Source organism: Sphingosinicellaceae bacterium (assembly GCA_019285715.1).
Taxonomy (GTDB): Bacteria; Pseudomonadota; Alphaproteobacteria; order Sphingomonadales; family Sphingomonadaceae; genus Glacieibacterium.
In genome coordinates, this window is the sequence record CP079108.1 from 4,064,568 (window position 1) to 4,090,632 (window position 26,065).

General features: G+C 61.4%; 24 protein-coding genes and 1 pseudogene. 22 read left to right on the plus strand and 3 right to left on the minus strand.

What is annotated here, in order from left to right; translation table 11 throughout:
- The first annotated feature begins 24 nt into the window (after window positions 1-24).
- Entirely contained in the window at window positions 25-345 is a 321-nt protein-coding gene (locus KX816_18760; protein ID QXQ06194.1) for a GMC family oxidoreductase N-terminal domain-containing protein, read from the plus strand.
- Here KX816_18760 and KX816_18765 read toward each other — a convergent pair.
- A protein-coding gene (locus KX816_18765) for an IS3 family transposase (GenBank protein QXQ08672.1) occupies window positions 312-1,447 on the minus strand; the annotation gives its coding sequence in 2 pieces (ribosomal slippage) (window positions 312-1,178 and window positions 1,181-1,447; 1,134 coding nt in all). The two genes, KX816_18760 and KX816_18765, sit on opposite strands and share 34 nt — an antisense overlap.
- Before the next feature lie 162 nt (window positions 1,448-1,609).
- On the opposite strand from KX816_18765, the gene KX816_18770 reads away from it, so the two are divergent.
- The 6 genes and pseudogenes from KX816_18770 to KX816_18795 all read left to right on the plus strand — a co-directional run bounded on the left by KX816_18770 (window position 1,610) and on the right by KX816_18795 (window position 6,190).
- Complete coding sequence (locus KX816_18770; GenBank protein QXQ06195.1) at window positions 1,610-2,932, plus strand: GMC family oxidoreductase N-terminal domain-containing protein; 1,323 nt, start codon at window positions 1,610-1,612, stop codon at window positions 2,930-2,932.
- A gap of 33 nt (window positions 2,933-2,965) precedes the next feature.
- Window positions 2,966-3,859 carry an AraC family transcriptional regulator gene (locus tag KX816_18775; protein ID QXQ06196.1) on the plus strand — a complete coding sequence of 298 codons (894 nt, stop codon included), beginning with the start codon at window positions 2,966-2,968 and terminating at the stop codon, window positions 3,857-3,859.
- 51 nt (window positions 3,860-3,910) lie between these two features.
- Window positions 3,911-4,125, plus strand: a pseudogene (locus tag KX816_18780) (DUF1993 domain-containing protein).
- A gap of 63 nt (window positions 4,126-4,188) precedes the next feature.
- Window positions 4,189-4,605, plus strand: a complete 417-nt coding sequence (locus KX816_18785) for a thioredoxin family protein (protein QXQ06197.1) — start codon at window positions 4,189-4,191, stop codon at window positions 4,603-4,605.
- Between the two features lie 10 nt (window positions 4,606-4,615).
- Window positions 4,616-5,344, plus strand: a complete 729-nt coding sequence (locus KX816_18790) for a cytochrome c biogenesis CcdA family protein (protein QXQ06198.1) — start codon at window positions 4,616-4,618, stop codon at window positions 5,342-5,344.
- A 51-nt stretch (window positions 5,345-5,395) separates the two neighbouring features.
- Window positions 5,396-6,190 carry an SDR family NAD(P)-dependent oxidoreductase gene (locus tag KX816_18795; GenBank protein ID QXQ06199.1) on the plus strand — a complete coding sequence of 265 codons (795 nt, stop codon included), beginning with the start codon at window positions 5,396-5,398 and terminating at the stop codon, window positions 6,188-6,190.
- A gap of 637 nt (window positions 6,191-6,827) precedes the next feature.
- Here KX816_18795 and KX816_18800 read toward each other — a convergent pair.
- Entirely contained in the window at window positions 6,828-7,421 is a 594-nt protein-coding gene (locus KX816_18800) for a PEPxxWA-CTERM sorting domain-containing protein (protein ID QXQ06200.1), read from the minus strand.
- A gap of 1,108 nt (window positions 7,422-8,529) precedes the next feature.
- Between KX816_18800 and KX816_18805 the strand changes: the two genes are divergently transcribed.
- From KX816_18805 to msrB, 14 genes are all read left to right on the plus strand, one after another.
- Window positions 8,530-9,360 carry a sensor histidine kinase gene (locus tag KX816_18805; GenBank protein ID QXQ06201.1) on the plus strand — a complete coding sequence of 277 codons (831 nt, stop codon included), beginning with the start codon at window positions 8,530-8,532 and terminating at the stop codon, window positions 9,358-9,360.
- The gene (locus tag KX816_18810) at window positions 9,357-10,250 is read left to right on the plus strand and encodes an AraC family transcriptional regulator (protein ID QXQ06202.1); all 894 of its coding nucleotides are present in this window, start codon (window positions 9,357-9,359) and stop codon (window positions 10,248-10,250) included. Before KX816_18805 ends, KX816_18810 begins: the two co-directional genes overlap by 4 nt.
- Window positions 10,251-10,358: 108 nt before the next feature.
- Window positions 10,359-11,114 (plus strand): IS5 family transposase, encoded by a 756-nt coding sequence (locus tag KX816_18815; protein ID QXQ06203.1) that lies wholly within the window; start codon window positions 10,359-10,361, stop codon window positions 11,112-11,114.
- 162 nt (window positions 11,115-11,276) lie between these two features.
- Window positions 11,277-11,888: a sulfite oxidase-like oxidoreductase gene (locus KX816_18820; GenBank protein QXQ08673.1), complete on the plus strand. Its 612-nt coding sequence runs from the start codon at window positions 11,277-11,279 to the stop codon at window positions 11,886-11,888.
- Window positions 11,888-12,640, plus strand: a complete 753-nt coding sequence (locus KX816_18825; GenBank protein QXQ06204.1) for a ferredoxin reductase — start codon at window positions 11,888-11,890, stop codon at window positions 12,638-12,640. Before KX816_18820 ends, KX816_18825 begins: the two co-directional genes overlap by 1 nt.
- Before the next feature lie 649 nt (window positions 12,641-13,289).
- On the plus strand, window positions 13,290-14,411 hold the full coding sequence (locus tag KX816_18830; protein ID QXQ08674.1) for an 8-amino-7-oxononanoate synthase: 1,122 nt from the start codon (window positions 13,290-13,292) through the stop codon (window positions 14,409-14,411).
- The gene (bioD, locus tag KX816_18835; protein ID QXQ06205.1) at window positions 14,408-15,031 is read left to right on the plus strand and encodes a dethiobiotin synthase; all 624 of its coding nucleotides are present in this window, start codon (window positions 14,408-14,410) and stop codon (window positions 15,029-15,031) included. Before KX816_18830 ends, bioD begins: the two co-directional genes overlap by 4 nt.
- Complete coding sequence (locus KX816_18840) at window positions 15,028-16,296, plus strand: adenosylmethionine--8-amino-7-oxononanoate transaminase (protein ID QXQ06206.1); 1,269 nt, start codon at window positions 15,028-15,030, stop codon at window positions 16,294-16,296. Before bioD ends, KX816_18840 begins: the two co-directional genes overlap by 4 nt.
- Before the next feature lie 740 nt (window positions 16,297-17,036).
- Entirely contained in the window at window positions 17,037-17,573 is a 537-nt protein-coding gene (locus KX816_18845) for a YkgB family protein (GenBank protein ID QXQ06207.1), read from the plus strand.
- 84 nt (window positions 17,574-17,657) lie between these two features.
- Window positions 17,658-19,364 (plus strand): cation:proton antiporter, encoded by a 1,707-nt coding sequence (locus KX816_18850; protein QXQ06208.1) that lies wholly within the window; start codon window positions 17,658-17,660, stop codon window positions 19,362-19,364.
- A 198-nt stretch (window positions 19,365-19,562) separates the two neighbouring features.
- Window positions 19,563-20,864: a family 1 glycosylhydrolase gene (locus KX816_18855; protein ID QXQ06209.1), complete on the plus strand. Its 1,302-nt coding sequence runs from the start codon at window positions 19,563-19,565 to the stop codon at window positions 20,862-20,864.
- Window positions 20,865-21,364: 500 nt separating this feature from the next.
- Window positions 21,365-22,555: a hypothetical protein gene (locus KX816_18860; GenBank protein QXQ06210.1), complete on the plus strand. Its 1,191-nt coding sequence runs from the start codon at window positions 21,365-21,367 to the stop codon at window positions 22,553-22,555.
- 71 nt (window positions 22,556-22,626) lie between these two features.
- Window positions 22,627-23,604 carry an NADP-dependent phosphogluconate dehydrogenase gene (locus tag KX816_18865; protein ID QXQ06211.1) on the plus strand — a complete coding sequence of 326 codons (978 nt, stop codon included), beginning with the start codon at window positions 22,627-22,629 and terminating at the stop codon, window positions 23,602-23,604.
- Window positions 23,605-23,776: 172 nt separating this feature from the next.
- Window positions 23,777-24,226 (plus strand): peptide-methionine (R)-S-oxide reductase MsrB, encoded by a 450-nt coding sequence (gene msrB, locus KX816_18870; protein QXQ06212.1) that lies wholly within the window; start codon window positions 23,777-23,779, stop codon window positions 24,224-24,226.
- Window positions 24,227-24,902: 676 nt separating this feature from the next.
- On the opposite strand, the gene KX816_18875 is transcribed toward msrB, so the two are convergent.
- Window positions 24,903-25,472 carry a TetR/AcrR family transcriptional regulator gene (locus KX816_18875; GenBank protein QXQ08675.1) on the minus strand — a complete coding sequence of 190 codons (570 nt, stop codon included), beginning with the start codon at window positions 25,470-25,472 and terminating at the stop codon, window positions 24,903-24,905.
- A 173-nt stretch (window positions 25,473-25,645) separates the two neighbouring features.
- On the opposite strand from KX816_18875, the gene KX816_18880 reads away from it, so the two are divergent.
- Window positions 25,646-26,035: a RidA family protein gene (locus KX816_18880; GenBank protein QXQ06213.1), complete on the plus strand. Its 390-nt coding sequence runs from the start codon at window positions 25,646-25,648 to the stop codon at window positions 26,033-26,035.
- Window positions 26,036-26,065: the final 30 nt, after the last annotated feature.

Below are 26,065 nucleotides of genomic sequence, written 5' to 3' on the forward strand. Positions count from 1 at the left end.
GAGTTCACAACCAAGGAGAAACCGGTGGACGCTTCGACCGCAGCGAATGTCAGCACTTACGATGTCATCGTCGTCGGCGCCGGATCGGCGGGTTGCATCGTCGCCGGTCGACTCGCCATCGAAACCGATGCACGTGTGCTGGTGATCGAGGACGGCGGGCGGGACTGGTCTCCGCTCATCAAGATCCCGGCAGGATTTTCGAAGCTGCTCGAATACCATCAATTCATGTATCCCTACGAAACCGTCCCACAGAGGTGGCTCGGTTTGTCTGAACAGGCCCGCGCGATTTCCAAGTGGAGCGGCTGCCGGTTTCATGCCGCTGCGAGAAGCGGTTGGTTGAAGTAGACGTGATCGGGCGTCTTGCGGTCAAGCGATGAGTGCGGGCGTCGGCCGTTGTAAAATTTGAGGTACCGACCAAGCGAAGCCCGGGCGTCGCTCACCGAGCTGTAGGCCCGCAGGTAAACCTCCTCGTATTTGACCGATCGCCACAGGCGTTCGACGAACACATTGTCCCGCCAGGCGCCGCGGCCGTCCATGCTGATCGCGACCTTCTCGCGGTGCAGCACGCTGACGAACGCCATGCTGGTGAACTGGCTGCCCTGGTCGGTGTTGAAAATCTCCGGGGTTCCGAAGCGCGTCAGCGCTTCCTCCAACGCCTCGATGCAAAAATCCGTCGCCAACGTGATCGACAGCCGCCAGCTCAGCACTCGCCGGCTGAACCAGTCGACGATGGCGATGAGGTAGACGAAGCCGCGCGCCATCGGGATGTAGGTGATATCCGTCGCCCAGACCTGGTTGGGTCGCGTCACTGCCAGCTTGCGGAGCAGATAGGGATAGACCTTGTGTCCTGGCGCCGGCTTCGAGGTGTTCGGCCGCCGGTAGATCGCCTCGATCGCCATCTTCTTCATCAGCGTCGAAACATGCAGGCGACCGACCTTGACGCCTTGGGCGGCAAGCAGGTCACGCAACATCCGGCTGCCCGCGAACGGAAAATCCATGTGCAGCTCGTCGAGCCGCCGCATGATGGCGAAATCGGAAACCGAGGTCGGTCGCGGCAGATAATAGACGCTGCCGCGGCTGATCCCCAACTCCCGCGCCTGCCGTGTCACGGGCAGCGCGTGCGTGCGGTCGATCATCGTTTTGCGCTCGGCAACAGTCCCGCCTTGCCGAGCGCCCCGGACAAAAAATCGTTCACCAGCGTCAACTCGCCGATCTTGGCATGCAGCGTCTTCACGTCGATCGCCGGCTCCGCCGGTTCGGCGTGGCCATCTGACCCGAAGACCCCGGCAGCGCCTTCCAGCAACTGCCCGCGCCAGGTTGTGATCTGGTTCGGGTGCACGTCGAACTGCTGCGCCAACTCGGCCAGCGTCTTCTCGCCCTTCACGGCAGCCAAAGCCACCTTCGCCTTGAAAGCCGGACTGTGGTTCCGGCGTGTGCGCTTCGTCATCTGGTCTCCTGTTCGGCAGCCATCCTGGCCACCTTCAGGCAGAAACTCCACTTAGCCGACTGTGCAGATTAGCCGAGCCACCTCTCACAACGGCATCTCGGTGGTCGCCGAATCCCTCTAGTCCAAGGCCGCGGCCTGGGTGGCAGCGGCTCGATCAACGCCATGGTCTGGGTCCTCGGCCAGCCTAGGGATTACGACTCCTGGCAGACCGCGGTTGGCAACACGGGAAACTGGTCCTTCGCGGATATGCTGCCGCATTTCCGAGCCCTGGAGGGTAACGAGATATTCGCGGGACCCTCCCACGGCACAGATGGGCCGATAAAGGTTTCGCAGCCGCTAGCGATCGCACCCATCAATCGGGCTGTGCTGAAGGCTTTCCAACAGGTCGGACTGCCATACAATCCGGACTACAATGGTAGACAGCAGCGCGGAGTGGGGCCGTGTCAGCTCAACATGGCGGATGCAGAGCGGTGCAGTTCGGCGCGGGCCTATCTGCACCCTGCAGAGAAGCGTCCGAATTTAACTGTGCGAACCGACGCTCTGGTGACGCGGGTGATCGTGGAAGGCGACCGGGCGGTTGGCGTCGAGCTGGTGCATTCCGGGGTCGTGGAACAGGTCTTCGGCACCGAGATAGTGCTGAGCGCCGGCGCGCTCAGCACGCCGCGTCTCCTGATGCTTTCCGGTATCGGCCCCGAGGCGGAACTTGCTCGGCACGGCATTCCCCTTAAGGTGCGCTCCGAAGGCGTCGGCGATAATCTGCACGACCATCCCGAAGTTCCCGTCATTGCGCAATCGCACTCCGAGATGGGCTACTTGAAGGACAGCTCGTTGTTCGGAGCGTTCAAGGCGGGTTTGCGCTACATTGGTACGAAAAGCGGACCCGCGGCAAGCAATGGCATCGAAACAGTTGCTCACTTCAACCCGGAGTTTCCCGAGGAGGAGCCGACCGTACAATGCTTCCATGCGCCGGTCATCGCGCGACGAGCGCTTGGTCAGCTCGATCCGGAGCCCGGCCTGACGCTCGAGAACGTGGTGCTCCAGCCGAAGAGCCGTGGCAGACTGACGCTCAGGGATGCGGATCCCCGGTCAATGGCGTTGATCGATCCGGATTATCTAGCGCATCCCGATGACATGCGTACCATGCTGCTCGGCCTGCGCTACGCTCGCGAGGTCCTCAGCGCGCCCGCGTTGAAGGAGCTGCTGAAACCTGAGCTCCTGCCTGGTGCGAGTGTCCAGAGCGATGCCGACCTGACGGCATATGCGCGCGAGAACATGTCGTGCATGCTGCATCCCGTTGGTACCTGTCGGATGGGCACCGACGACGGTGCCGTAGTGGATGCGTCCCTGCGGGTCCATGGCGTGAGGGCGCTTCGCGTCATCGACGCGTCCATCATGCCGAACATCGTCAGCGGCAATACCAACGCTGCCGTAATGGCATTGGCGCACAAGGGCGCGGAGGGGATGTTGGTCGATACGAGGGTGTGATCAGCCTCTTTCGAAATTGGGGAAAATGACGAAATGAAGCCGGTCGATCTTCTGGATTGTACCTCGTCGGACGAGTGGGCGACCCGTTTATCAGCTGCCCCCGTGCTGAGCAGCGACGGGACGGGGTGGTCACGCGGCGCGATACGGCTTTGGCGGGGGATCGAACCGGAGAGCTATCCGCCTCTGGATCAGCACTGCGTGACGCTTCACCTCGGGAACCCACGGCGCATCGTCCGTCGAGGCGAGGGAAACACCCATCAGGCCGACATCGATCCGGGCGCATTCTCGATCACACCATGGGGCGCCGCATACGACTGGAGGACAACCGGTCCTGTCGACTACGCGGAACTCTACTTCTCGCCGGCAATGCTGCATCAGGTCTTCAACGAGGTATTGGACAAGGACCGTTGCGGGCATTCCCTGCAGGACCCCCTAGGTGCGGTCGACCCGCTCGTCGAGGCACTGTTCACGACGATGCTCGAAGAATTGGGCTCGATGCGCGGCGGCTCTCGGCTGTTTTTGGACACGTTGTTCAATGCAGTGTTGCTGCGGCTGGTCCGGCTGTATGCGAACGCGGAGTCGATCGCCACCGCGGCGCGCGTGGCGCTCGCTCCCGAACGAACCCGGCGTGTGCTAGACTACATCGAAGCGAACCTTGCCGCGGACATCGGCGTCGCCGAACTGGCCGGCGTCGCCGGCGTCAGTGCCTTCCATTTCAGCCGGGCATTCAAGAATGCGACGGGTACGACGCCATACGCCTTCTTGACGGCGCGAAGGGTGGCGGTAGCGAAGCGGGCCTTGATCGACAGGAACGCGACCATTTCCGCCATCGCGGGTATCTGCGGGTTCAAGACCGCTGGTCAGTTCTCCCGCATGTTCAAGCAGTGGACCGGCACTACACCAACGCAATTCAGGCAGGGCCTGTGATCGAAGGTTTCGAGACGTTCAAGTGGCTTAGGCTGAGGACTCATTAAAGCGATGGACTTACGAGTCGAGGAATTCTTGCTCTCCTTTTCGCAGCCTAATTTCTACTCTCATGCGACAACGGCTTACGACATCCCCGCATGACGGGAGTGGAGATTGGGAAGCGCGACTCAATGGGCGCGTTCGTAAACTCGGCTAAGGCCGTTCGCGCTTACCCACGCCGGCGGGGCTCGGGGGCGGGCCAGCAGTGCCAGCAATTTATTCTGTAACGTGTAACCGGACGCTCCGCCGGCTCGTAGGAGGTGGAGTCTCGAACATAAGGGAGGGTCTTCATGCGCCACTTGTCTTCACTAATCGCCGCAATCGCCGTCGCCGTCGCCGCTGTTCCCGCAGTCGTCATTTCGGCTCCTGCGGTTGCTGCCGCCCCAGCGGTCCAGCCCTATAATCAGGCAGCTTTCGACGCCGCGCAGAAGGCGGGGAAGCCGATCATCGTGTGGGTCCATGCGCCGTGGTGCCCAGTGTGCCGTGAGCAGGCAAAGACCATCGCCCGGGTGACAGCCCAGCCCGCCTACAAGGACATGCAGGTCTTCCGGATCGACTTCGACACGCAGAAGCCGCTTTGGCAGAAGTTCGGCGCGACGATGCAGTCGACGGTGATCGCGTTCCACGGCAAGCGCGAGACCGCGCGCATCTCGCACGATACCGACGACGCCAAGATCTCGGCCGTCATCAGCAGCGCGATCGCCTGATCCGCCCAAAATGGCTTCCGCATTGAATCCCGCGCTCGCCTTCGCAGCGGGCGGGCTCACCATCCTGTCCCCGTGCGTTCTCCCGCTTGTCCCGATTGTGCTGTCGTCGGCGGCGCAACGGCACCGATTTGCCCCGCTGGCCTTGGCGACGGGGCTGGTGGTTGCCTTCACGATCACCGGGTTCGTCATCGCCGCCTTCGGCCAGGCTCTCGGCCTCGACACGCTGGTGGTGCGCGCGGCAGGCGCGGTGATCCTGTGCATCGCTGGCGTGGTCCTACTGGTTCCCAAGCTCCAGGATGTGCTCGCGCGTGCCGCGACGCCGCTGGCCGCCTGGGCGAGCGGGAAACAGACTGCGCTCGATGCGCGTGCCGGCCTGTGGGGACAGGCGGCGGTAGGCGCGTTGCTCGGCATCGTTTGGGCGCCGTGCGTCGGCCCGACGCTCGGTGCCGCGATCGCGCTGGCTGCGGAAGGAAAAGAGCTCGGCGAAGTTGCGTTGGTGATGGCGGCGTTCGGGCTCGGGATCTCGGCGGTTCTGCTCGTCATTGCTTTCGCGGCGCGTGGCGTGATGGCACGCTGGCGCGGTCGCATGATGACGGCCGGAGGGCGCGGTAAGGCCGTGCTCGGCGCGCTGCTGCTCGCGATCGGCGTTATGATCCTCATCGGCTTTGATAGGAAGATAGAGGCATTTGCGCTCGATCACTTGCCCGACCAATTCACGGAATGGTCGACGCAGTTCTGAGGCTCTGCGCCTCAATCCCAACCAGAACCTTCAAGTGCGGGAATTGACACAATGGACATCATGGAAAAACGCGCAATCGTCACTGGCGGGACAAGCGGCATCGGCCTCGAAATTGCCCGCGAGCTGGTCCAGCGCGGCGCGCGCGTAGGCATCACCGGCCGGGATAAAAAGGCGGTGGATCGCGCCGTATCGCTGCTAACGCCCGACGGCACCGTGCACGGCATATCTGCCGACGTGACGACAGAGGAAGGGCGGCAGCACACGCTAGCGCTGGCTGTGGACACGCTCGGCGGGCTCGACATCCTCATCAATAATGCCGGCGGGGTGCGGGCGGGCCGTCTCGAAGCGATCAAGGAGGATGAGATCCTCCACATGATCGCGGTGAACCTGACCGCGCCGATCCTGTTGACGCGCGAAGCGCTGCCGGCGTTGCGCAAGAGCGGCAAGGCGCTCATCGTCAATGTCAGCTCGGAGATCGCACGGATCGCCCTGCCGTTCTACGCGACCTATGCCGCAACCAAGGCTGGTATCGCGTCGTTCAGCGAGGCGCTGCGGCGCGAGTTGGCGGGAGAAGGGGTCGGCGTTCTGACCGTCTACCCATCCGCGACAGAAACGCCGATGATGGCGACGTCCGGGCTGGCCAAGGGCGAGCGGCAGAGCCCCGCCGTAGTCGCGAAGGCAGTGATCAAGGCAATCATCGCAGGCGATGTCGAAGTGGTGCGCACCGATGACGAGCGGCGCAAACTGGCGGTGCTCAACCGTGCCGATCCCGCCGCGGCCGATGCGGCTCTCGCGGAAATGAAGGATCACATCGAGCAGGCCGCCAAGAATCACTCGGCGCTTTGAGACACGGGTCCGCTCCCGGGACCAAGCCGGGACGGACTAGCATCAACGGCTCCGCGCGGTTCTCGCGCATGTTTGAACAATCCACCGGCTGCACGCCACTCAGGTTCCGCAACCGGTAGCTGCCTCATCAAAGCCATTTAGCCCGCCTGAAGCCGAGATAAGGGCCTGTGCAGGCACTGGTCATGGCGGCCAGCACGACGGAAAATCCGTAGTCCGCGCAGCTCGGATGAGTAGACGAAATTCATACCGTAGACACCAGCAACCGCTGTCGGCACGGCGAGGCTCGCTGCCCAAGCCGCAAATTGCTACATCATCGCTCCATCGCCATCACTCTTTCCTCTAACGTCTTGATGAACGGCCGATAGCTTTCGACAATTAAATCTAGGATCGTGTGCAGGACATGATTGACCGATAAAGAGGAACAAATCATTTCAGCTGACATAGCCGCTATAATTGAGTGGTTTGCAGACGGGCAACTTCGGGCTGGAGAAACGGCCATGTAGCTCATTACGGCTAGGATATCGAATGCACTCGAATTCAATTCATCGAGCAGGCGCTGCCGACAATCAGAAGTTCACAGCAAAAGGCCGCCCTGTTTTTGACAGACGGCCCTTTACCTCACTTAAGTGATGACTGCTTAGGCAAAATTGACGCACGTCGCGAGCTTGTTGCGGCGGCGGAGCGAGCCGCCGACTGCGCCGAAACCGACGATCATCATTGCCCAAGTTGCCGGCTCGGGAACTTCCCCTGCGACCGATGTCGTAAAGCTGAAGTTGTCGAAGATTACGCCACCCGGATCGTTCGAGAAGACAATCAGCTGCGTGATGTTCGGCACGATGGACAAGTTGAACACGTCCTGGGTGAGAGGGTCTCCATCCGCGAAAAGTTGCCCTGTAAAGGACGCCGTTGTTGACGAGCCCTCAAATCCTAGCGTGCTCGTCACGTCATCATCGGAGTAGTTAAAGGTGAGATTCGAGACCGGCTTTGCGAAGTCGATAATGAGAGTACCGCTGCAATCGGCTTGAAATGCGCAGAGCGCCAGGCCGGTGCTGCCGGAAACAGCGCTGAACACCCCCGACGACGAGCTGAACGTCACCCCTGGGTAGCCGATCGAACCCTCAGCCTGCACGCCTACCGCCAGGTTTTCAAAGTCAATCGTCTCGGCGAGCGCTGGAGCGCTGGCCACGAGCAGCGAACTTACCGCCGCCATTAACTTATGCAACGTCTTCATTGTCACTCCTGAACTCGCGCCGCGCTGCATCTGCGCGGACGCGCGAGGACGCTATGGTAAACGTCTGTGCGGGGGTCAACGGCGCGGGTCAGGATGCTAGGTGAGAGAGCATGTCGCGTATGCTGCAAGGGTGCCCCGTGCGTCGGTCGTTTCGTTTCTGGGTTGCAGGGTTAGCGCCATTCGGAGTCGGCCTTGTCCTGATCACAGCGTCGCGGCAGTGCTGGTTGCTGGACTTGTGGCTGTCGTGGTTGAAGCACAGAGCATAGACGTTCCGTAAGGCATGACTGGTGAGCGATCATCGCACGCCGACGTGGCTTCCATACCGCTACGGCACCTCTACAGGCCCGCTCTACACCTCTGCCCACGGCGGGGTCAGATACTGAGCGCCGTAACGGTCGGCACGTGCAATCGCATTCTCGTAGAAGGCACGGGTCGCGGCACCGGGACGCGGGCCAGGTGCAACGCAGTGGGCTGCCGACACTCAGGCTGACCGCAGGCATCTCCGGAGCGGATTTAGCTGCCTGCCTTAGCCATCACCAACCTGCCTTAAGTACGAAATTGGCGATTCGATGATCCGTCTGAAACACCGAATGCACTCACCCCGTAGACAGAGAGCGGCCATTCGCTGCTCTGCCTTACCCAAATGAGCATATTCCGCAAGATCGGTTTAGAATCCGCAGGATAGGCAGCCCTCGCTAAGCCGAGCGATGCAATTGAGCGCATTCGTACGCATAAACAGTGAGCGGAGCTGAATTCCGTGATAGGAGTAGCGCCAGATTGTCGACCCCGGCTGCCAGCCTGTTAATGATTTTCCGATCGACCTTATTGCGTAGTTCTTCGGTTAATGGCACATGAGGCGAGGTGTTACACTATGCCAGATCTCACGTTGGCTGTTCCAACCGCCGTGAACAGTCTGCTACTAGCGGTGATTGGCGCATCAGACGCGCCACTTGTACTACTAGATGGGGACTTCACCGTTCTCGCGGTTAGCAAATCATTCTGTAGCATCTACGATATGGTAGCCGCGCATGAAGTCGGCCGGTCTCTGTTTAATCTGCGGGGCGGTGAGTGGGACGTACCAGAGGTCCGTTCGCTACTTCATTCGACGATGGCCGGCTATTCGAAGATCGGGTCGTTTGAGATTGATCTCGAACGACAGGGTAAGGGTGCTCGACGCCTTGTCCTCGGGGCACAAAGAATGGACTATGCGGACTGGGACAACATACGGATCATCTTAACGATCGCGGACGTGACCGATGCGCGCCTTGCGGAGAGGATCAAGGAACGGGTACTCGAGGAGAAGACAATACTCCTCCGCGAGCTGCGGTATCGGTTCGCCAACAGCCTGCAGATAATCGCGAGTGTTCTGATGCAGAGCGCAAGTCGCATTCACTCTGAAGAGACCCGGTCCCACCTCTACGATGCCCATCACCGTGTCATGTCGGTCGCTGCGATCCAGCGGCACCTCACCAACGTCACGGAGAGCGGCGTCCAGATGCGCACCTACCTGACGGAATTGTGCCAGAGCATCTGCGCTTCGATGATCAACAGAGACCAGAGTTTGGCGCTGCAGGTCCATATCGATGACAGCATGGCCACCGCTGATTTCTCGATGAGCATAGGCTTGGTAGTGACCGAACTGGTCATCAACGCGCTGAAGCACGCCTTCCCCGGCCAGCGCGCGGGTACGATCAACGTCACTTACAATGGCTTCAAGAAGGATTGGCTTCTTTCGGTAATTGATGACGGCATTGGAATGCCCACGAATTCTTTGCATCACCACGCCGGCCTGGGGACCAGCATCGTGAGTGCCATCGCACACCGGCTCTCCGCTCGGGTCGAGCGGGAAGATGCCAACCCCGGAACGAAGGTCTCGGTGCTCAGCGGACTGCGCGACGATCGAGCCGGCGTCCGAGGCGGCATGAGGTTGTCGACATGACCGCGCTTAGCCCATTGCGGTATCCGGTTTCTCCGCTTTCCTGGGATGGGATCTCCGCGCCGCCGCTGATGAGCAGCGAGGGCGGTGGTTGGACGCGGCCGCTGATCCGCTGGTGGTGCGACGTCGAACCCGACATCGTGCAGCCGGCGCTCGATCATCATTACCTCACGATGCATCTCGGCGGACCGAAGCGGATCGTGCGTCGAGGCGAGGGCGGCGTTGAAACCGTTGAAACCGATACGGGCGCCCTATCCATCGTCCCGGCTGGCGCCGCTTACGAGTGGAGTACTGTGGGCCCGATCGAATTCGCGCATATCTATCTCGCACCGGGTGCTCTCCGCCGTGTCAGCTTGGAAGAGCTGGATCGGGACGTTGGGTCCCTGTGTCTCGAAGATCGACTGGGAGTGCGTGACCCACTGCTGCAGACGTTGTTCCTCGAGTTGCTGGAGGAGATGGCCGGGGCGACCCCGGCATCCCGTCTATACGTAGATACCTTGCTCCACTCGCTTCAGCTCCGCCTGCTCAGGACGTACGCTAACGCTCCGTCCGCGCCCTTGCGACAGCGGCATTCGATCGCTCCGTTCCGGCTGCGGCGAGTGCTGGACTTCATGGAGGCGAACCTCGCCGAGGATATCGCGTTGACCGACCTGGCGGCAGCGGCCGGAGCCAGCCCGTTCCATTTCAGTCGCGCCTTCGCTACCGCAACCGGAATGCCCCCGTACCGGTACCTCCTCACCCGGCGGGCCATCCGGGCCAAGGACCTGCTAGCTTCGGGCGAAGGATCGATGGCGGATGTCGCGCGCAAGTGCGGCTTCAACAGCGCGGCACAGTTCTCGCGGATGTTCAAGCTGATCACCGGAACATCTCCGCTCAAGTTCAGGCAGAGATGATCATTGCCAGCCGTCGGATCGGACGCTGAGCTAAGGTCAGGACCCATTAATTTGCTTGCGTAAGTGGCGATCGCTTGATTCAGTGGTAGCGCTGAAGGAGGTGTTGCCATGAGCGATTTGATGTTGTTGTCGGAGGCGCAGATGCGGCGGATCGAGCCGCATTTTCCGCTGTCGCACGGGGTGCCGAGGGTCGACGACCGTCGGGTGATCAGCGGGATCATTTTCGTGATCAGGAACGGGCTGCGCTGGCGCGATGCGCCCAAGGACTACGGCCCGCACAAGACGATCTACAACCGCTTCATCGGCTGGAGCCGGCTGGGCGTGTTCAACCGAATTTTCGCCGCGCTCGCGGCGAAAGGCGGCAAGCCCGACCAGCTGATGATCGATGCGACGCACCTGAAGGCGCACCGGACTGCGGCCAGTCTCCTCAAAAAGGGGCTCTTCCCCGATGTATCGGACGCACCAAAAGGCGGCCTGAACTCGAAGCTGCACGCGGTCTGCGACGGCCAGGGCCGACCGTTGGTCATGCTGCTCACCGAGGGGCAGACCAGCGACTACAAGGGCGCCGCGCTGATGCTCGAGGCCTTGCCGAAAGCCAAGGTCATGCTCGGCGACTGGGGCTACGACGCCGACTGGTTCCGCACCGCCCTGCTCGCCAAGGGCATTGCGCCGTGCATTCCATCGAAGGCCAACCGCAAGGTGCCGATCGACCATGACCGGACGCTCTACCGGCAGCGTCACCGCATCGAGAACATGTTTGGCAAGCTCAAGGATTGGCGCCGCATCCACACCCGCTACGACCGCTGCGCCCACACATTCTTCTCGGCCATCGTTATCGCCGCCACCGTCATCTTCTGGCTTTGATCAATGAGTCCTGATCATAGGTCATAGCTTATCCTGCCGATAACAGGCTGATCTTGCTGGCTTTGCTCGTGGTGGGCGCTACTGATCGCATTCATCTAGCCCTGAGGCTCTGTCGGATCATTATAGCGGTTTGTCGGGATCATCTGGGATTGCGCATTGGCTATCACCCGCGGCTTCAAGGGGCGACGTCGGCCCTCGGGCGAGCTCTCCGACCGAGTCCCTCCTGGTCAGCACCTCGTTTCCGACTTTCCGGTGCTGACTGCGGGTCCCACCCCGCATACCTCCTTGGAGCGCTGGTCGTTGACGCTGCGCGATTCGGAGCGAACGTTCGCCACATTGAGCTGGTCCGACCTCGGGGCTCTGTCGCAGACCGAGCTGAACGCCGACATTCATTGCGTCACCAAGTGGACAAGACTCGACACGCGCTGGCGCGGCGTCACGATAGACGATCTTCTGATAACGGCAGGCCTGAGCAGGCCGCCGGGCAGGTTCGTCACGGCCGAGTGCGATGGCGGTTACACGACTAACCTGCCTGTGGAAGACCTGATCGATGGAAGGGCGATCATTGCGACGCACTTCGCTGACGTACCCTTGGCCCCAGCGCACGGCGGCCCGGGGCGTCTGCTAGTGCCCCATTTATATCTCTGGAAGAGCGCTAAGTGGATCCGGGCGCTTCGTTTCTGCGACGAGGACCATCCGGGGTTCTGGGAGTCTCTGGGCTATCACATGTATGGCGACCCTTGGCGTGAACAGCGCTATGCGGGCGATGCCTGATGAGTGCGCGGCAGCCACCCATTCGCTGGCTGATCGCCACCGTTATCGCGAAGCAGCTTGAGACGCCGTACGTGATGACATTGGTCCTGAACGTCCCGCATTGGCCGGGTCACAAGGCGGGCCAGCATGTCGACTTACGCCTGACGGCGGACGACGGATATCAAGCGCAGCGCAGCTATTCGATTGCGTCGGCCAGCGACGGCGGGACGGTCGCCATCACCGTCGAGCGCGTCGCCGACGGAGAGGTCTCCTCTTTCCTGCTCGACGAGGTCCGGATCGCCGACGATCTCGAGCTTCGTGGTCCGATCGGAGGATATTTCGTCTGGAGTCCGGAAGATCGCCGTCCGCTGCTCCTTATAGGTGGAGGTTCGGGGGTCGTACCGTTGATGTCCATACTGCGTGCCCGAGCTAAGGCACAGGAGCGTCCCACGGCTCACCTGCTTTACTCGTCGCGTGAGCAAGACGCGATAATCTACCGCCACGAACTCGATCGGATGGCCGCAGGCGACGACGGGATAGAGATCCTCTATACTTTAACGCGCAGGCAGCCTTCCGGTTGGGCGGGCGCAAGCAGGCGGATAGACAGATCGATGCTGGAGGGCTTCGGCTTTTCCCCGGACGACGATCCGATCGCGTTTGTATGTGGCCCAACGGCATTCGTCGAGGAGGTCGCGGCCAACCTGCTCGCGATCGGCTATAGGAACGACATGGTACGAACCGAGCGCTTCGGACCGACGGGAGCAGATGAATGATCGAACAACGCTTCCCTCTCGACGGCAACGCAGCTGGCGGCCCGCTCACGAGGTTGTTTGCCGCCGACATCACTGGGGCCATAGTCACGTGCGTGGGATGCGGCCGCGAGGGACCGCTAGCGACACTCGCCTTGTACGGGAGGGAGAGTGGCTTGATACTCCGTTGCCCGGGCTGCGCGACGATAAACCTGCGGTTTCTCGATACCGGCAAGACGATGCATCTCGACCTTCGAGGATGTGCGCTCCTAACCATACATGAAGCCGGGTCCGCCTAGTTCGGAAGAAGGCAGGTGCGACGTCGAGGGACACTCCTCAACGGGCCGAAGCGATAGCCGTCCACGTCACTGAGCTTCCGTTCATGCGGAAGCTGCAGTCCGGCCGGTGCGGGCGCTATCGCAGGATCGTTCGGCGTCTATCCATCTTAAGCGTCAGCTGATTCGCGTCTCGTCCCGATCGCGCTGTTACGGTGGGTTGGCTCGCCGTCCGATAGGCGGCTCTCCGTCGCCAAGCCGACCGTCCGCCGCGCCGCGCCGCGCCGGCGAATGATACCGACGCTTGCTTCTAAATTGCCAAGGTGGTGCTAGAAAACCGCGGCCAGCACGCACCTCCAGTTTGCGACGGTGAGTATTCGAAATGGAGGGCCAGAGACTTGGATCTAAGTGCTATCGAGGCCGACCTTGCGTGTCTCGTCGATCGCCAACGCTATCGTTGCGTATCACCGCGCACCGGCATCGACTTCTCGTCAAATGATTATCTGGCGCTGGCATCGTCGGCGAGCCTGACCGGTGCCGTTGTCGACGCCGTGGCGCGTGGCGTGCCGGTCGGCTCGGGCGGATCGCGGCTGCTACGGGGCAACGATCCTGAACACCAGCGGCTCGAGGTCGAGGCAGCTGCCTTCTTCGATACGCCGGCTGCGTTATTCTTCTCAAGCGGCTATGTGGCGAATGTCGCGCTGTTCTCGACGCTGCCGCAGCGTGACGACCTGGTCGTCTACGACGAGCTGATCCACGCCAGCGTGCATGAAGGACTCCGGCTCAGCCGGGCCGAACACCGCGCTGCCGCGCATAACGATGTCGGGGCATTCGCCGAAGCGATCGAACGTTGGCGAACCGACGGTGGCAGCGGGCGTGTCTGGATCGCCGTGGAGAGTCTGTACAGCATGGACGGCGACCGCGCTCCCCTGGGACAGTTCGCGGCCTTGGCCACCATTCATGACGGCATGCTTCTGGTCGACGAAGCCCATGCGACGGGCGTCTTCGGTCAAGCCGGACGCGGGCTCGCAGCCGAGCTTTCCGATCGCGACAACATCATCACGCTGCACACCTGCGGCAAGGCACTCGGCTGTGAAGGCGCGCTAGTCTGCGGACCGCATGTCGTTCGCGATTTCCTGATCAACCGCGGTCGCGGCTTTATCTTTTCGACAGCGCCCTCGCCGTTGATGGCGGCAGCGGTACGCGGAGCGCTCAGGATCCTTGCGGACGAGCCGGAGCGCCGGACGCGGCTTACCACCCTGATCGCCCATGCGTCGCGCCAACTCGGCCCGCTCGGAGCATGCGCTACCGGCACCCAGATCATGCCGTTGATCATTGGTGACGACGCCCGAACCATGATTATCGCGGGCCGCCTTGCCGAAGCAGGCTTCGACGTCCGAGGGATCCGTCCACCGACGGTGCCGGTTGGAACATCGCGGCTGCGGATTTCGCTGACCCTGAATGTCGACGAGGCGATGATCGACAGCCTCGCCGAAGCATTAGCAAAGGCTCTTGCATGACGCTGATCATCACGGGTACCGGCACCGGCGTCGGCAAGACGGTCTTCGCTGCGGCGCTCACGGGTGCGCTAGACGGTGCCTACTGGAAGCCGGTTCAGGCAGGGCTTGACGAGGAGACGGACAGCGAGATCGTTATCCGCTTATCGGGCTTGCCGAAGGACCGCATCCACCCCGAGGCTTATCGTCTGCGTACGCCTTGCTCGCCGCACCGCGCCGCCGCTCTCGACGGCATGGCGATTGACCCCGCATCGCTAAGCCTGCCGATCACCGACCGCCGCCTGATTGTAGAAGGCGCCGGCGGAGCCCTGGTACCGCTGACCGGCAATCTGTGCTTCGTCGACGTCTTCGCGATGTGGCGAATGCCGGTTGTTATCGTGGCGCCGACCGGCCTCGGCACGATCAACCATAGCCTTTTGACGATCGAGGCCTTACGCCGCCGATCGATCGAGATTCGCGGGATCGCCTTCACTGGTGACCCCAATGAAGATAGCGAAACAGTTATCGCGCAGCTTGGCGCGGTTTCCAGGCTGGGCCGCCTGCCGCATCTCGCCGAGTTGACCGCTGGTAACCTTGCCCACGCCTTCGCGGCGCACTTCAATATCAGGAACTTTTGCGAATGACATCGCCGATCTGGCACCCATTTACCCAGCACGGCCTGAACGAACCGATCCCGATGGTCAGCCATGCGGAAGGCGCGGCGATCTTCACCGCGGACGGGCGGCGGATCGTTGATGCGATCTCGTCCTGGTGGGTGACCACGCATGGGCACTGCCATCCGCGGATCATGGCGGCCATTGCGGAACAGGCGCGCCATCTCGATCAAATCATCTTCGCCGGATGGAGCCACGAGCCAGCGGAAACGCTGGGGGCGGGGCTGGTCGCGTTGCTGCCTCCGCAACTCGCCCATGTCTTTTTTTCGGACAGCGGTTCGACCAGCGTCGAAGTCGCCCTCAAGATGGCGCTCGGTTACTGGCTCAACATCGGCAGGCCACGCCACCGCATCATCGTAATGGCCGGGAGCTATCACGGCGACACGATCGGCGCGATGTCGGTGGGTGCACGCGGCGTCTACAACCGTGCCTATGCGCCGCTGCTATTCGATGTCGCTCCGCTGCCCTTCCCGTCGCCCGGCAACGAGCAGGCGACGCTCGACGAGCTAGAACGCTTGTGCAGAAGCCAAGAATCGCCGGCCGCGTTGATCGTCGAGCCATTGGTCCTTGGGGCGGGCGGCATGTTGATCTATGCCCCCGTGACGCTCGCCGCGATGCGTGCCGTTTGCACTCGTTACGGCGTGCTGTTTATCGCCGACGAAGTTATGACTGGCTGGGGCCGGACCGGCACGCTTATGGCGTGCGAGCAGGCGGGTATCGTGCCCGACCTGTTGTGCCTGTCCAAGGGACTGACCGGGGGCTCCCTGCCGCTCGCCGCGACGCTGGCCACCGCCGAAATCTTCTTGGCGCATCGGTCGACCGACCGGGCCAGCATGTTCTTCCATTCGAGCAGCTACACCGCCAACCCGATCGCCTGTGCTGCTGCCAATGCGAACCTGGCAATCTGGCGTGACGAGCCGGTGCTCGGACGCATCACGGACCTCGCCGGGCGCCAGGCGCGTCGGCTCGCAGCTTTGTCGAGCATGGGGGACGTACGAAACGGGCGGCAGATCGGCACCATCACGGCATTCGAGATCGGCGATCCAGCGAGCGAATATCTCTCGTCGATCGGCCCAGGCCTGATGGCCCTGTTCGCCCGGCGCGGCGTTCTTCTGCGACCACTGGGCAACACCGTTTATGTGATGCCGCCCTATTGCATCGACGACGACGATCTCGACGCCGTGTACGACGCAATTGCCGAGGCGGTCTCGACCTTCGGACGCAGTCTGGCCTAGTGGCATCGGTACAATATTGGCACACAGAAATACGGTAGGCACCTTGCGTCGCGTTTCGGTGTGGCCTTGTGAGAAGCGCAGTTGCAAAGCGTAGCGGCGCGTACGAGCGTCTCGTTCAGGTCTGCATTGCTGCGGTCAGCCTTGCCATTCCGATGAGCGCGATGGCCGCGCCTGATGTTGCAGGCGAGGACGTGGATGCCATTCGCGGTTCCGACGCTTTTCAGCTTCCGCGTCTTGAAGTGGCTTCGTCCCATTGAGCCTCTGATGATGCCGAAGACGTGCTCGACCGCGCGTCGTCGGACCCGCATGGCGTCCGGCCTCCGGTCGAGGCGAGCCTGCATGGCCTCGATAAACTCTTCGCTTCCACCGCCTGATGCGGCGCTCGATGCACTCGGTGCATTGCGCCTTCACGGTGCACCAGGACGGCAGGCGGACGTTGAGTACGCCGTCAAGCATCATGCCGTGCTGGATGGTGGCAAAGCGCTTCGCATCGTTTAGCCGACTGGACAGCGATAGCTGTCGCTTTCTATCCAGCTGTCAGAGCCCGGTAGCATCGGGTTGTCGGATCCCGTGATCTGGGCGGCGATCAGCAGCGGCAATCGGCTTTTCCTGTGTGATTTTTGGGCTTTGCTGCTCCAAACGCGTGGGCATCTCTACTGCACCGCCGATGCCCCCCCGCGCTCCCCGGTCTCTGTTATGGTCTCTGTTCAAGGCGTCCACTTCCAGCAGGGGCAACGGTAATGGCGAGCATTGAGGTTCACGGCGCCGACGAGGGCAGTTCGCCTGATCGGACGATCAAGCAATCTGACCATGTCACGCGGTCTGGCAGTTGGGCCATCACCGCAGCGCTCGCGATCGTGTTCCTGTGGTTCGGCGGGCTAAAATTCCTGAGCTTCGAGCAACAGAGTCTAGTAGGGATCATCTCGAACAACCCTCTGATATCGTGGCTCTACAAGATCTTCGGCGTAGCTGGCGGCGCCATCTTCTTGGGTGTTTTCGAGGTCACGACAGGACTTCTGATCGCTGGCCGGCTGTTACACCCTCGCTTGTCGGTGATTGGGAGCGCTATGGGCGTCTGGTCGTTCCTGCTGACGATCTCCTGCATGTTCACGACGCCGGGCGTCATCCAGTCCGGTTATGAAGGCACGCCTGCGCTCTCCGCGCTTCCCGGCGCCTTCCTTCTCAAGGACATCGTCCTGCTTTCCGCGTGCTGGTGGCTCCTCGGCACGTCGTTGACGGAACTGCGGAACCGCCGCCATACCCAGCCCGGCCGTTGAACCCAGGCTTCTCGCGAAGACGCCTTTCCGAGATCTCGGGAAAGCCATGCCATTCTCAAGTTCTAATCCTAGCGAGGATTCTGGATGGGCGACGCTCAACTCCTGACTGCGCTTTTCCCGGTGATCGTGCTGTTGACGCTCGGGGTCGCCGCCGCCGTTGGATCACGTGCCATTGGCCTGAGTCCGATCGTGGGATACCTCGTGCTCGGGCTCGGGCTGCGGTACGCAGGTCTGAATGCCGTGCTCGACAATGAGACGATCGCGATCCTCGCGGGGCTCGGGGTCGTGTTCCTTCTTTTCGACGTCGGACTCGACTTTTCGTTCGCACACATCCGCACGCATGCTGCGGACATATTCGGCTTGGGACCGGTCCAGGTACTGGCTGGCACCGTCGCGCTGTCCGGAGTGGCCTATTTGGCAGGTTCCACGCCTGCCGCCGCGCTGATCATCGGTGCGACGCTCGCGCTTTCATCGACGGCGGTAGTTGCACGATTGATCGCTGAGCGCCACCAGCAGAACTGCCCCGTGGGCCTCACCGCGACTGCGATCCTCATCTTTCAGGACGTCGCTGCGATCTTCCTGTTGATTGTCGCCGGCGCCCTCGAAAGTCGCGCATCCTTGTTGCCTGCCCTGAGCTTGGCCTTGATCAAGGCGGCAGCCTCGTTCGGGGTAGCACTGCTGATAGGCCGCTTCGCGGTACGGCCCGCCTTCGCCATGATCGCGCGAAGTCGTAATGAGGAGGTATTCACCGGCATCGCGCTCCTCGTCGCCTTGGCCGCAGGGTGGGCCACCGGTGCGTTAGGGCTTTCATTGACCCTCGGCGCATTCCTTGGAGGCATGATCATCGCAGAGACGCCTTATCGCGCGGTAGTACAGTCGGAGATCAAGCCGTTTCGCGGCCTCTTCCTGAGTTTCTTCTTCATCGCCGTAGGATTGTCGATCGATGTCTCGACGTTGCTGCGGGTCTGGCCTGCCTTGATCGGTGTGACCGCGCTCCTCGTCGTGACGAAGATAGCGGCAAATGCCGCGGCCAGTTTCTCTTTCCGATGGTCGGTTCCGGGCTCAACTCAGTTGAGCTTCCTGCTCGCGCAAGGTTCTGAATTTGCGTTCGTTATCCTGAGCCTGTCTCCGATCCGGCAACTGGTTGGTGAAAGTACGAGCGCACTTCTGATCGCTGCAGTCGCCATCAGCCTTGGCGCAACGCCGACCTTGGCCGAATTCGGACGCTTCCTGGCCGGATGCATGCGATCCCGAAGGCCGGCCTTGCCCGACCCGGAACTGCAACCTCGCGCTGAGATCGAGCCGGTCTTCATCGCGGGCATGGGCAGCGCAGGACGGACACTCGCCGACGCCCTTACCGCGTTCGGGATCGATTACGCAGCCATCGAACGCGACGAACGTCGTCTACGGCAGGCGGTAGCGGACGGCTACAAGGTCGGTTTCGGAGATTTCGCCGATCCGAGGATTTGGGGCCCGATTGCTCTGCACGGTCGACGCATCAGCGTTCTGACCACGCCCTCGTTCGACGTTTCGCACGAGCTGTCGTCATCGATGCTGGACCTCTATCCTTCGCTCACGCGCATCGTGATCGTCCATAATGAGGCCGAGGCGCGGCAGTTCAGCTCAATCGGCATGCTGACGGTCATCGACAGGAGCATTCCCGCTGGTCTCGACGTCGCCAAGCTCGTGCTGCAGCAACTCGGAGTCGAACCGGTTGATATCGATCGATGGCTTGCGGAGGAAACGGAGCGAACGATCGGGCCGCGTTCTGCCAGGGCCGAAGCCGCGTGAGCCGACGGCTCCTATTTCCAGGCGGGCGGGCTTCCCGCCGGCGTTTGAGCCACATTGCATCCACTGCCGGCGACCGTTTCCGCCCCGCGTCGAGTAACCGAAAGCGGTCCGGCCGCGAATGAAGGCCGTTGGAGTTAGTCTGGTGGACCCTTCTGCAGGTCGCCAGTTCCGGTAGCAGATTCATAGGAGACGTCCGAAATGCCGAAGGCCTTCATGTTCGCTACGGGCATCGAGAACTCCAATCCGACCATCAACGGCGGCCGCACCCGGATCGACGAGCTCGAGAGCTGCGGGCACTATCGTTATTGGCAAACCGACTTCACTCTCGTTCAGGAGATGGGGATCAGCTATTTGCGTTATGGGCCGCCGCTGCATCGCACCTGGCTTGGCGATGGCCGCTATGACTGGGAGTTCGCTGATCTCGCCTTTGCCGAGATTTACCGCAAGAACATCGTTGCAATCGTCGACCTTTGCCATTTCGGCCTGCCTGACTGGGTCGGCAACTTTCAAAACTCCGATTTCCCGAGGCTTTTCGAGCGTTATGCAATGGATTTCGCCTCACGCTATCCATTCATCCAGTTCTATACGCCGGTGAACGAGATGTTTATTTGTGCGCTGTTTTCCGGAAAGTTCGGATGGTGGAATGAGGAGGGTAAGACCGATCGGACCTTCGTAACTGCGCTGAAGAACCTTGTTCGTGCGAACGTTCTCGCGATGCGCGCTATCCTGAGAGTTCGCCCTGACGCAATCTTCATCCAATCCGAGTCCTCTGAGTACTTTCATGCCGAGGGACCAACTGCCATCGCCAAAGCCGAGATGCTGAACTCCATGCGGTTCCTGAGCCTCGATCTGAACTACGGCAAGCGCGTCGATTCCGGGATGTACCAATACCTTGGAGACAACGGCATGAGCCGTGACGAATACGACTTCTTCATGAACCAGCGGCTCAAGCCTCACTGCATTATGGGCAATGACTACTATTGGACAAACGAGCATCGGGTCATGATGGACGGCGAGAGCCGTGCCTCAGGCGAGGTGATCGGCTACGACGCGATAACCAAACAGTATCATGAGCGTTATCGGCTACCGGTCATGCATACGGAGACGAACTTCAACGACGGTGGCGACGGTGAGGGGGCCGTGGATTGGCTCTGGAAGCAGTGGGCGAACGTGCTGCGGGTGCGCAACGACGGTGTTCCGATCCTAGGTTTCACCTGGTACTCGCTGACGGACCAGATCGACTGGGACACCGCCCTCCGCGAGAGCAACGGCAACGTCAACCCGGTTGGCCTCTTCGATCTCGCCCGCAACATCCGTCCTGTCGGGAAGGCGTACAAGCATCTTATGGAGCAATGGTGCACCGTCCTTCCGACCCAGAGCATGTGCCTGGTCGTTCCGACCATTTGGCCGCAGGAATATGATCACCCACACGCGAGGCGGCAGCGTGCGGACGCGCTCGAATATCGCAACTGGCTCGATCGCAGTGAGGCGGGCACCTAGGGCTCGATGCCCGTGGGCACAGTGTTCGGGAGGTCACGAACTTTCCCAAAGCCTTCGTACATGCGCATCCATGGCATCCTCGCCGCGTGCGGCGCAATCGCATGCATCTACATCCGCGAAGCGTCCCCGGATGGCGGATCGGTGCTCTCCGACGGGACTTATCGAGGTCGCGGCAAAGCGGAGTACCATTCGTTCGGTCGATGCTTGACGCCTACGATGCGCAGATGTGCATCTTTTTCCGGTGCCGCAAACTCGACCGACCGACGGAGCGCCGCTTCGACCGTGGCCACACATCGGGATCGCAGCTCGCCGACGACATAGATCACGGTCCGGACGCCACGGCGGCATTTTAAGCTTTAACGGACCAAATCCGGCGGCGCTTGCGCATAGTCGGGTCGTACGATCTGAGGTCGGAACGTCATCTGCTTGAGTCCTGTTCCGGTGTTGCACAGATAAATTGAGCGCTTCTCTCCTGGAAGCCGCAGATGTCGGAGTAGAACATGAGAACGCGCGATATCCTTGGCATCCTGCTGCTCACTATCTCGGTTCCAGCAATGGCTCGGGTGACCAGCAGCGCCGTAGCAATGACCGATATCACAGCGTTGCAGGACGAGGCAGCCAAGGAGTCCGGACGACCAGCCTATTCCGTCGCGAATGGGGTGCAGTTCAAGACGAGCGATCATGTATTCGTCAAGAGCGCCCTGGCTGTCGACTTCACCTACCGTGCGGCGCAGGTGACTCTACCCTTGTACCGGGGGCTTTCACCGCGAGGCGAGGACGTTTTCTACATCATCACGGACGCTTCCGACTACGATGTCGCGAAGTCGATGGGTTTGAATTACGCTCCTAAGATGTCCAAGGCTGCGGGATCGGCAGGTGCGCAGCCGGTTACCATTAGCAACGGCGTGATGCAGTTCAAGGGGACCGTCGACTTTTCGCCCAATTACGAAGTGACACCCGGTGCCGCGCCGACGTTCTTTCCGCCAAAGTCATTTAGGCCCGGTGCCGTAGGGGATTCAGAATGGTCATCAATGGCGGTCCTACCGAACGGCATCGTCCTAAACGTTCAAATTGTGCAGAACGCGTCGGGGGCCCATGACCGCTTGAAATCGATAGATCTCGAAAAGCGTACCGTGACCATGTCCTTGCTGGACGGGTTCCAGGCCGGAAAACAGTATTACTATCATCTCGTGACGGATGTCTCCGCCGACCTGCCGGCGGTGCTCGAGAAGGGCGTCTTCACACCACGCTTGGCGGCCGTTCCCGGCTTCGGAAAGTCGATGCCCGGTGATGATTCTGCACTCCTGGGTTTCTCACCGGTGCTCAACGGACGCACGGATGAGGGTTCGGGCGAGGATCAAGGGTTCTCAACCTCCCTCGCAAACAAGGGCATTGACCCTATCAACGTGTTTCCGGTTCCACCCCGCAATGAGGAGCGCTCGCCGAGCAACAACTACAGTCCGCTATGGGACGCGCACGTGAGCATGTGGACGCCGGCGGCGATCGCGGCAGGCAAGGTCAGGCGGATCCGTTCGCTCGACGAGCTCAAGGCGCTGATCAAGGAGGGCCTCGTCACGAGCGCATCGATAAATCCTGCAGGACCGGGCAACGCGTTTCTCGGCGGTTTGCGACCAACGCACGCGATCATCAACTGCCCAGTCATAGCGCAGCCCGACCTTCCAAGCCGCTAGTTCCACCGTCCGGCATCCGACTGAGGGGTTGGGGACGGCATCGTCTGCGTCCCATGGCAGTAGGAGTTCCGATGCGCCTCGCTTTGATCGGTCTGCGGCACGCCGGAATCGACATCGTCCGTCGCCTTATGCAGGGCGGCCATGAGGTCGTGGTGTACGACCACGATCCCCAGTCTGTCGGCATCTTGGCGGGGGACGGTGCCATGGCCGCTACGTCGCTGATCGACCTAGTGGCGCAGCTCACGTCGCCGCGCGTACTATGGATCGTTCTTCCAGCCGACGAAGAGACCGAGATAATGATCGCCGAACTTCTCGACCTGTTAGATCCCGGCGACCTTCTAGTCGACGGCGGCCATACCTTTTACAAAGACGACATCCGCAGAGCTGCGTCATGCAGGCAACGGGCCCTTCACTATGTGGATGTCGGCATCTCGAATGCACGCCCGGCCGGAGATCGCGGGTTGTGCATGACGATCGGCGGCGACGCGTCGGCCGTCGAGCTGCTTGATCCGATTCTTGCCTCGCTGGCACCGGGCCTCGGTGACATCGCACGCACGCACGGTCGCCTCGGTCGCGACGATCGTGCGGAGCTAGGATACGTTCACGTCGGTCCGGCAGGCGCTGGTCATTTCGTCGGAATGATCCAAGAGGGCGTCGAGTACGGACTGATGCAAGCATACGCTGAAGGCTTCGAGATTCTTCGCGGCCGTGCATCCGAGAAGCTGCCGTCCGAGGTGAGGTTCCAGTTCAACCTCGCCGATATCGCAGAGGTCTGGCGGCGCGGGAGCATCATCTCATCAAAGCTGCTCGACCTGATCGCGGCGGCCTTCGCGGAAGATGGCGATCTCCGGCGGTTCAACGGCCGCGTGGGCGATGCTGGTGATGGACAGCGGACGATCGAGGCGGCGATGGAGGAGGCGGTTCCCGCCCAGGTACTCTCGGCGGCGCTTTTTGTCCGGTACCGTAGCCGCGGCGACGATCCGTTCGGTGACAAGGTCCTTTCCGCCGTGGAGTTTGGCGCCGGTGGTCATCTGGAGAGATCGCAGTGAAATCTGAAAGCGACGGTCCCTCACGTCGATCGTTCCGGCCTAATTGGCTAACCCTGGCATCCCTGCGCACTGTGACCCGCACCAAGTGCCTCGCTGCGAACCGAACTGCCTCCTATTCGGGGTTCGCAGGGATACCGGCTTTGTGATCGATGTAAGAGAGAGGGAGCTGACCATGACGTCCTATGGCAAGTCCGAGGCCGCTATCGCGGCCCTCACGCCTGAGCAGTATCGCGTCACTCAGCGGAACGGTACCGAACACCCTGGAACTGGGGCGCTGCTCGACAACAAGCGGCTCGGAATCTACGTCGACGTCGTGTCTGGAGAGCCACTGTTCACAAGCACGGATAAGTACGAGAGCCACTGCGGCTGGCCAAGTTTCACCAAGCCGATTGAGCCGGCTAACGTAATCGAGATCGAAGACCGTTCGCTCGGGACGGTTCGCACTGAGGTTCGCTCGGCACACGGCGACAGCCACCTCGGCCATGTCTTCGACGATGGTCCGCAATACGCGGGAGGCCTTCGCTACTGCATCAACTCGGCCTCCCTTCGCTTCATCCCTCGCGACGAAATGGAAGCAGGCGGTTACGGCAACTACATGTCCCTGCTGGAGGGCACCGATTGAGCGCGGGCGTGAGTGCCTAGCGGGATGCAAATTCTGGAACCTTCAGGGTCTGATCCGAAGGCTGCTGCGTGTCAGGTCGCCCGCATCGGCTGTTTGGCCGCAACTGCTCATCTCGGTTTATTGAAAACACAACGGTCGCGCGGAGGGGATCGAGTCCATTTTCGATTGTACGCTGACTAGACTCCGAGGACCGCGAGTTAATCTTTGGCCTAACTGATCCAACCACTGCCGATCGAAGAGAAACGTCAACGGCTCGAGCTATCGGCCCGCGATCCTTTGCACCAGTGCAGCCAAGAAGCTGAGGCCAAGCTGGCGAGCGGCGAGCAAAGACTCAAATCTTTATTGCGCGCGGCGGTCGTCACAGCGTCGTGCCTGCCGGGCGAATGCCTTCGTTGCAAGTCTCGGCCCGGCGCCGATCTCATCCTGGGTGAGCCCGTGCAGATTTAGGTGATCGGATGTGCTCGCGCGCCCATCACAGCACAGGGCTAGGTCCGTTTCCAGTGCGCCGTGGAACCTTGCGTTCATTCGGCCTTGGGCGTGATCGGTGGTTGGCGAGGTTCGTTGTCACGTTGAGCCGATTGCCTGATCCGATGACGCCGGTGTTTGGCTGCCGCGATCCTGACGGCGCAACGGGCCGTTCCGCGGCACCGCCCTCGACGCCCGTCTCCTTTCCTATTCACAGCCGCTCCGCCAACAGGCCTGTCGCCATCAAGCGGAACGCTGTGATGGCGTCCGGAAGGACGGACTCAGGTTTGTCACTGGCGGCGACCCAAAGTGCCGCGTTGAGTGCCGCGCCATTGAGAAGCCGGGCAGCAGCCTCCACGTCGACGGGAACCATGACGCCTTCGCGGATCAGCTCGGCCACGGCCTGCCTAGTCAAGAGTAGGCAGGCGTTTTGGCTTGGCCACCGTGATGGATCGCCCAGAAACGCCGGTCCGTCCAACAGCACGATCCGCCGTACCTCGGGTTCGATCGCCATTCCGATGTAGGCCGATCCTTCGATCATCAGCCGCTCCCAGTTATCTCCTGCACTCACTCCGGCTTGGAACGCCCGTGCGGCCATCTCACCATCTATCTCGGCTACCACTGCGGCGAGCAGGCCCGTCTTGTCGCCAAAGCCGTGGTACAGCGCGCCTCGAGTAAGGCCGACCTCGGCGGTCAGTTCGTCCATCGAGGATGCGGCGAAGCCTTTCGCACCGAACGCGCGTCGGCCCGCCGCGATCAGTTTGAGGCGGTTCTCCTCCATCGTATCAATTCGACGCTTCACAACCAACAGCCCCCTCCCTTTCAGATACGTTGCGTATTTCAATTGACAGCACGCAAATTCAGGTGTTGAACATACGCGCCGTATCTGAACAGCTTCGGTGTGTCGAGGTAGTCGCCGGAGCGGGCTCAGGAAAAGACTAGGAGAACTTCCATATGACACGCGACGCGATTTTCCCTGCGGGCCGACACGCACTCTACGATGCGCACCGCTATTCGGCCGCCGTACGGGCCGATGATTTCTTGTTCGTATCCGGCCATGTTGGGAGTCGCGCCGACGGCTCGCCGGAGGCGGGGTTCGAAGATCAGGTAAGGCTGGCATTCGCCAACCTCGAGGCCACGTTAACAGCGGGCGGGTGTGGTTTCGACGATATCGTCGATGTGATGACGTTCCATACCGATCCTGAAAAGCAGTTCGATACGGTCATGGCCGTAAAGAACGCGATCTTCGACAGGGCACCTTTTCCCACCTGGACAGCAATCGGCGTGAACTGGCTGGCTGGCTTCGATTTCGAGATCAAGGTGGTCGCCCGCGTTCCGGGCTAATGGCCTTTATGTGAACGTTATGCGGGCTGG

Bases quoted from the DNA above. Each gene is read 5' to 3' on its own strand.
- KX816_18770 (QXQ06195.1), top strand. From the start codon at position 1,610: ATGGTCTGGGTCCTCGGCCAGCCTAGGGATTACGACTCCTGGCAGACC.
- KX816_18775 (QXQ06196.1), top strand. From the start codon at position 2,966: ATGAAGCCGGTCGATCTTCTGGATTGTACCTCGTCGGACGAGTGGGCG.
- KX816_18785 (QXQ06197.1), top strand. From the start codon at position 4,189: ATGCGCCACTTGTCTTCACTAATCGCCGCAATCGCCGTCGCCGTCGCC.
- KX816_18790 (QXQ06198.1), top strand. From the start codon at position 4,616: ATGGCTTCCGCATTGAATCCCGCGCTCGCCTTCGCAGCGGGCGGGCTC.
- KX816_18795 (QXQ06199.1), top strand. From the start codon at position 5,396: ATGGACATCATGGAAAAACGCGCAATCGTCACTGGCGGGACAAGCGGC.
- KX816_18800 (QXQ06200.1), bottom strand. From the start codon at position 7,421: ATGAAGACGTTGCATAAGTTAATGGCGGCGGTAAGTTCGCTGCTCGTG.
- KX816_18805 (QXQ06201.1), top strand. From the start codon at position 8,530: ATGGCCGGCTATTCGAAGATCGGGTCGTTTGAGATTGATCTCGAACGA.
- KX816_18810 (QXQ06202.1), top strand. From the start codon at position 9,357: ATGACCGCGCTTAGCCCATTGCGGTATCCGGTTTCTCCGCTTTCCTGG.
- KX816_18815 (QXQ06203.1), top strand. From the start codon at position 10,359: ATGAGCGATTTGATGTTGTTGTCGGAGGCGCAGATGCGGCGGATCGAG.
- KX816_18825 (QXQ06204.1), top strand. From the start codon at position 11,888: ATGAGTGCGCGGCAGCCACCCATTCGCTGGCTGATCGCCACCGTTATC.
- bioD (QXQ06205.1), top strand. From the start codon at position 14,408: ATGACGCTGATCATCACGGGTACCGGCACCGGCGTCGGCAAGACGGTC.
- KX816_18840 (QXQ06206.1), top strand. From the start codon at position 15,028: ATGACATCGCCGATCTGGCACCCATTTACCCAGCACGGCCTGAACGAA.
- KX816_18845 (QXQ06207.1), top strand. From the start codon at position 17,037: ATGGCGAGCATTGAGGTTCACGGCGCCGACGAGGGCAGTTCGCCTGAT.
- KX816_18850 (QXQ06208.1), top strand. From the start codon at position 17,658: ATGGGCGACGCTCAACTCCTGACTGCGCTTTTCCCGGTGATCGTGCTG.
- KX816_18855 (QXQ06209.1), top strand. From the start codon at position 19,563: ATGCCGAAGGCCTTCATGTTCGCTACGGGCATCGAGAACTCCAATCCG.
- KX816_18860 (QXQ06210.1), top strand. From the start codon at position 21,365: ATGAGAACGCGCGATATCCTTGGCATCCTGCTGCTCACTATCTCGGTT.
- KX816_18865 (QXQ06211.1), top strand. From the start codon at position 22,627: ATGCGCCTCGCTTTGATCGGTCTGCGGCACGCCGGAATCGACATCGTC.
- msrB (QXQ06212.1), top strand. From the start codon at position 23,777: ATGACGTCCTATGGCAAGTCCGAGGCCGCTATCGCGGCCCTCACGCCT.
- KX816_18875 (QXQ08675.1), bottom strand. From the start codon at position 25,472: ATGGAGGAGAACCGCCTCAAACTGATCGCGGCGGGCCGACGCGCGTTC.
- KX816_18880 (QXQ06213.1), top strand. From the start codon at position 25,646: ATGACACGCGACGCGATTTTCCCTGCGGGCCGACACGCACTCTACGAT.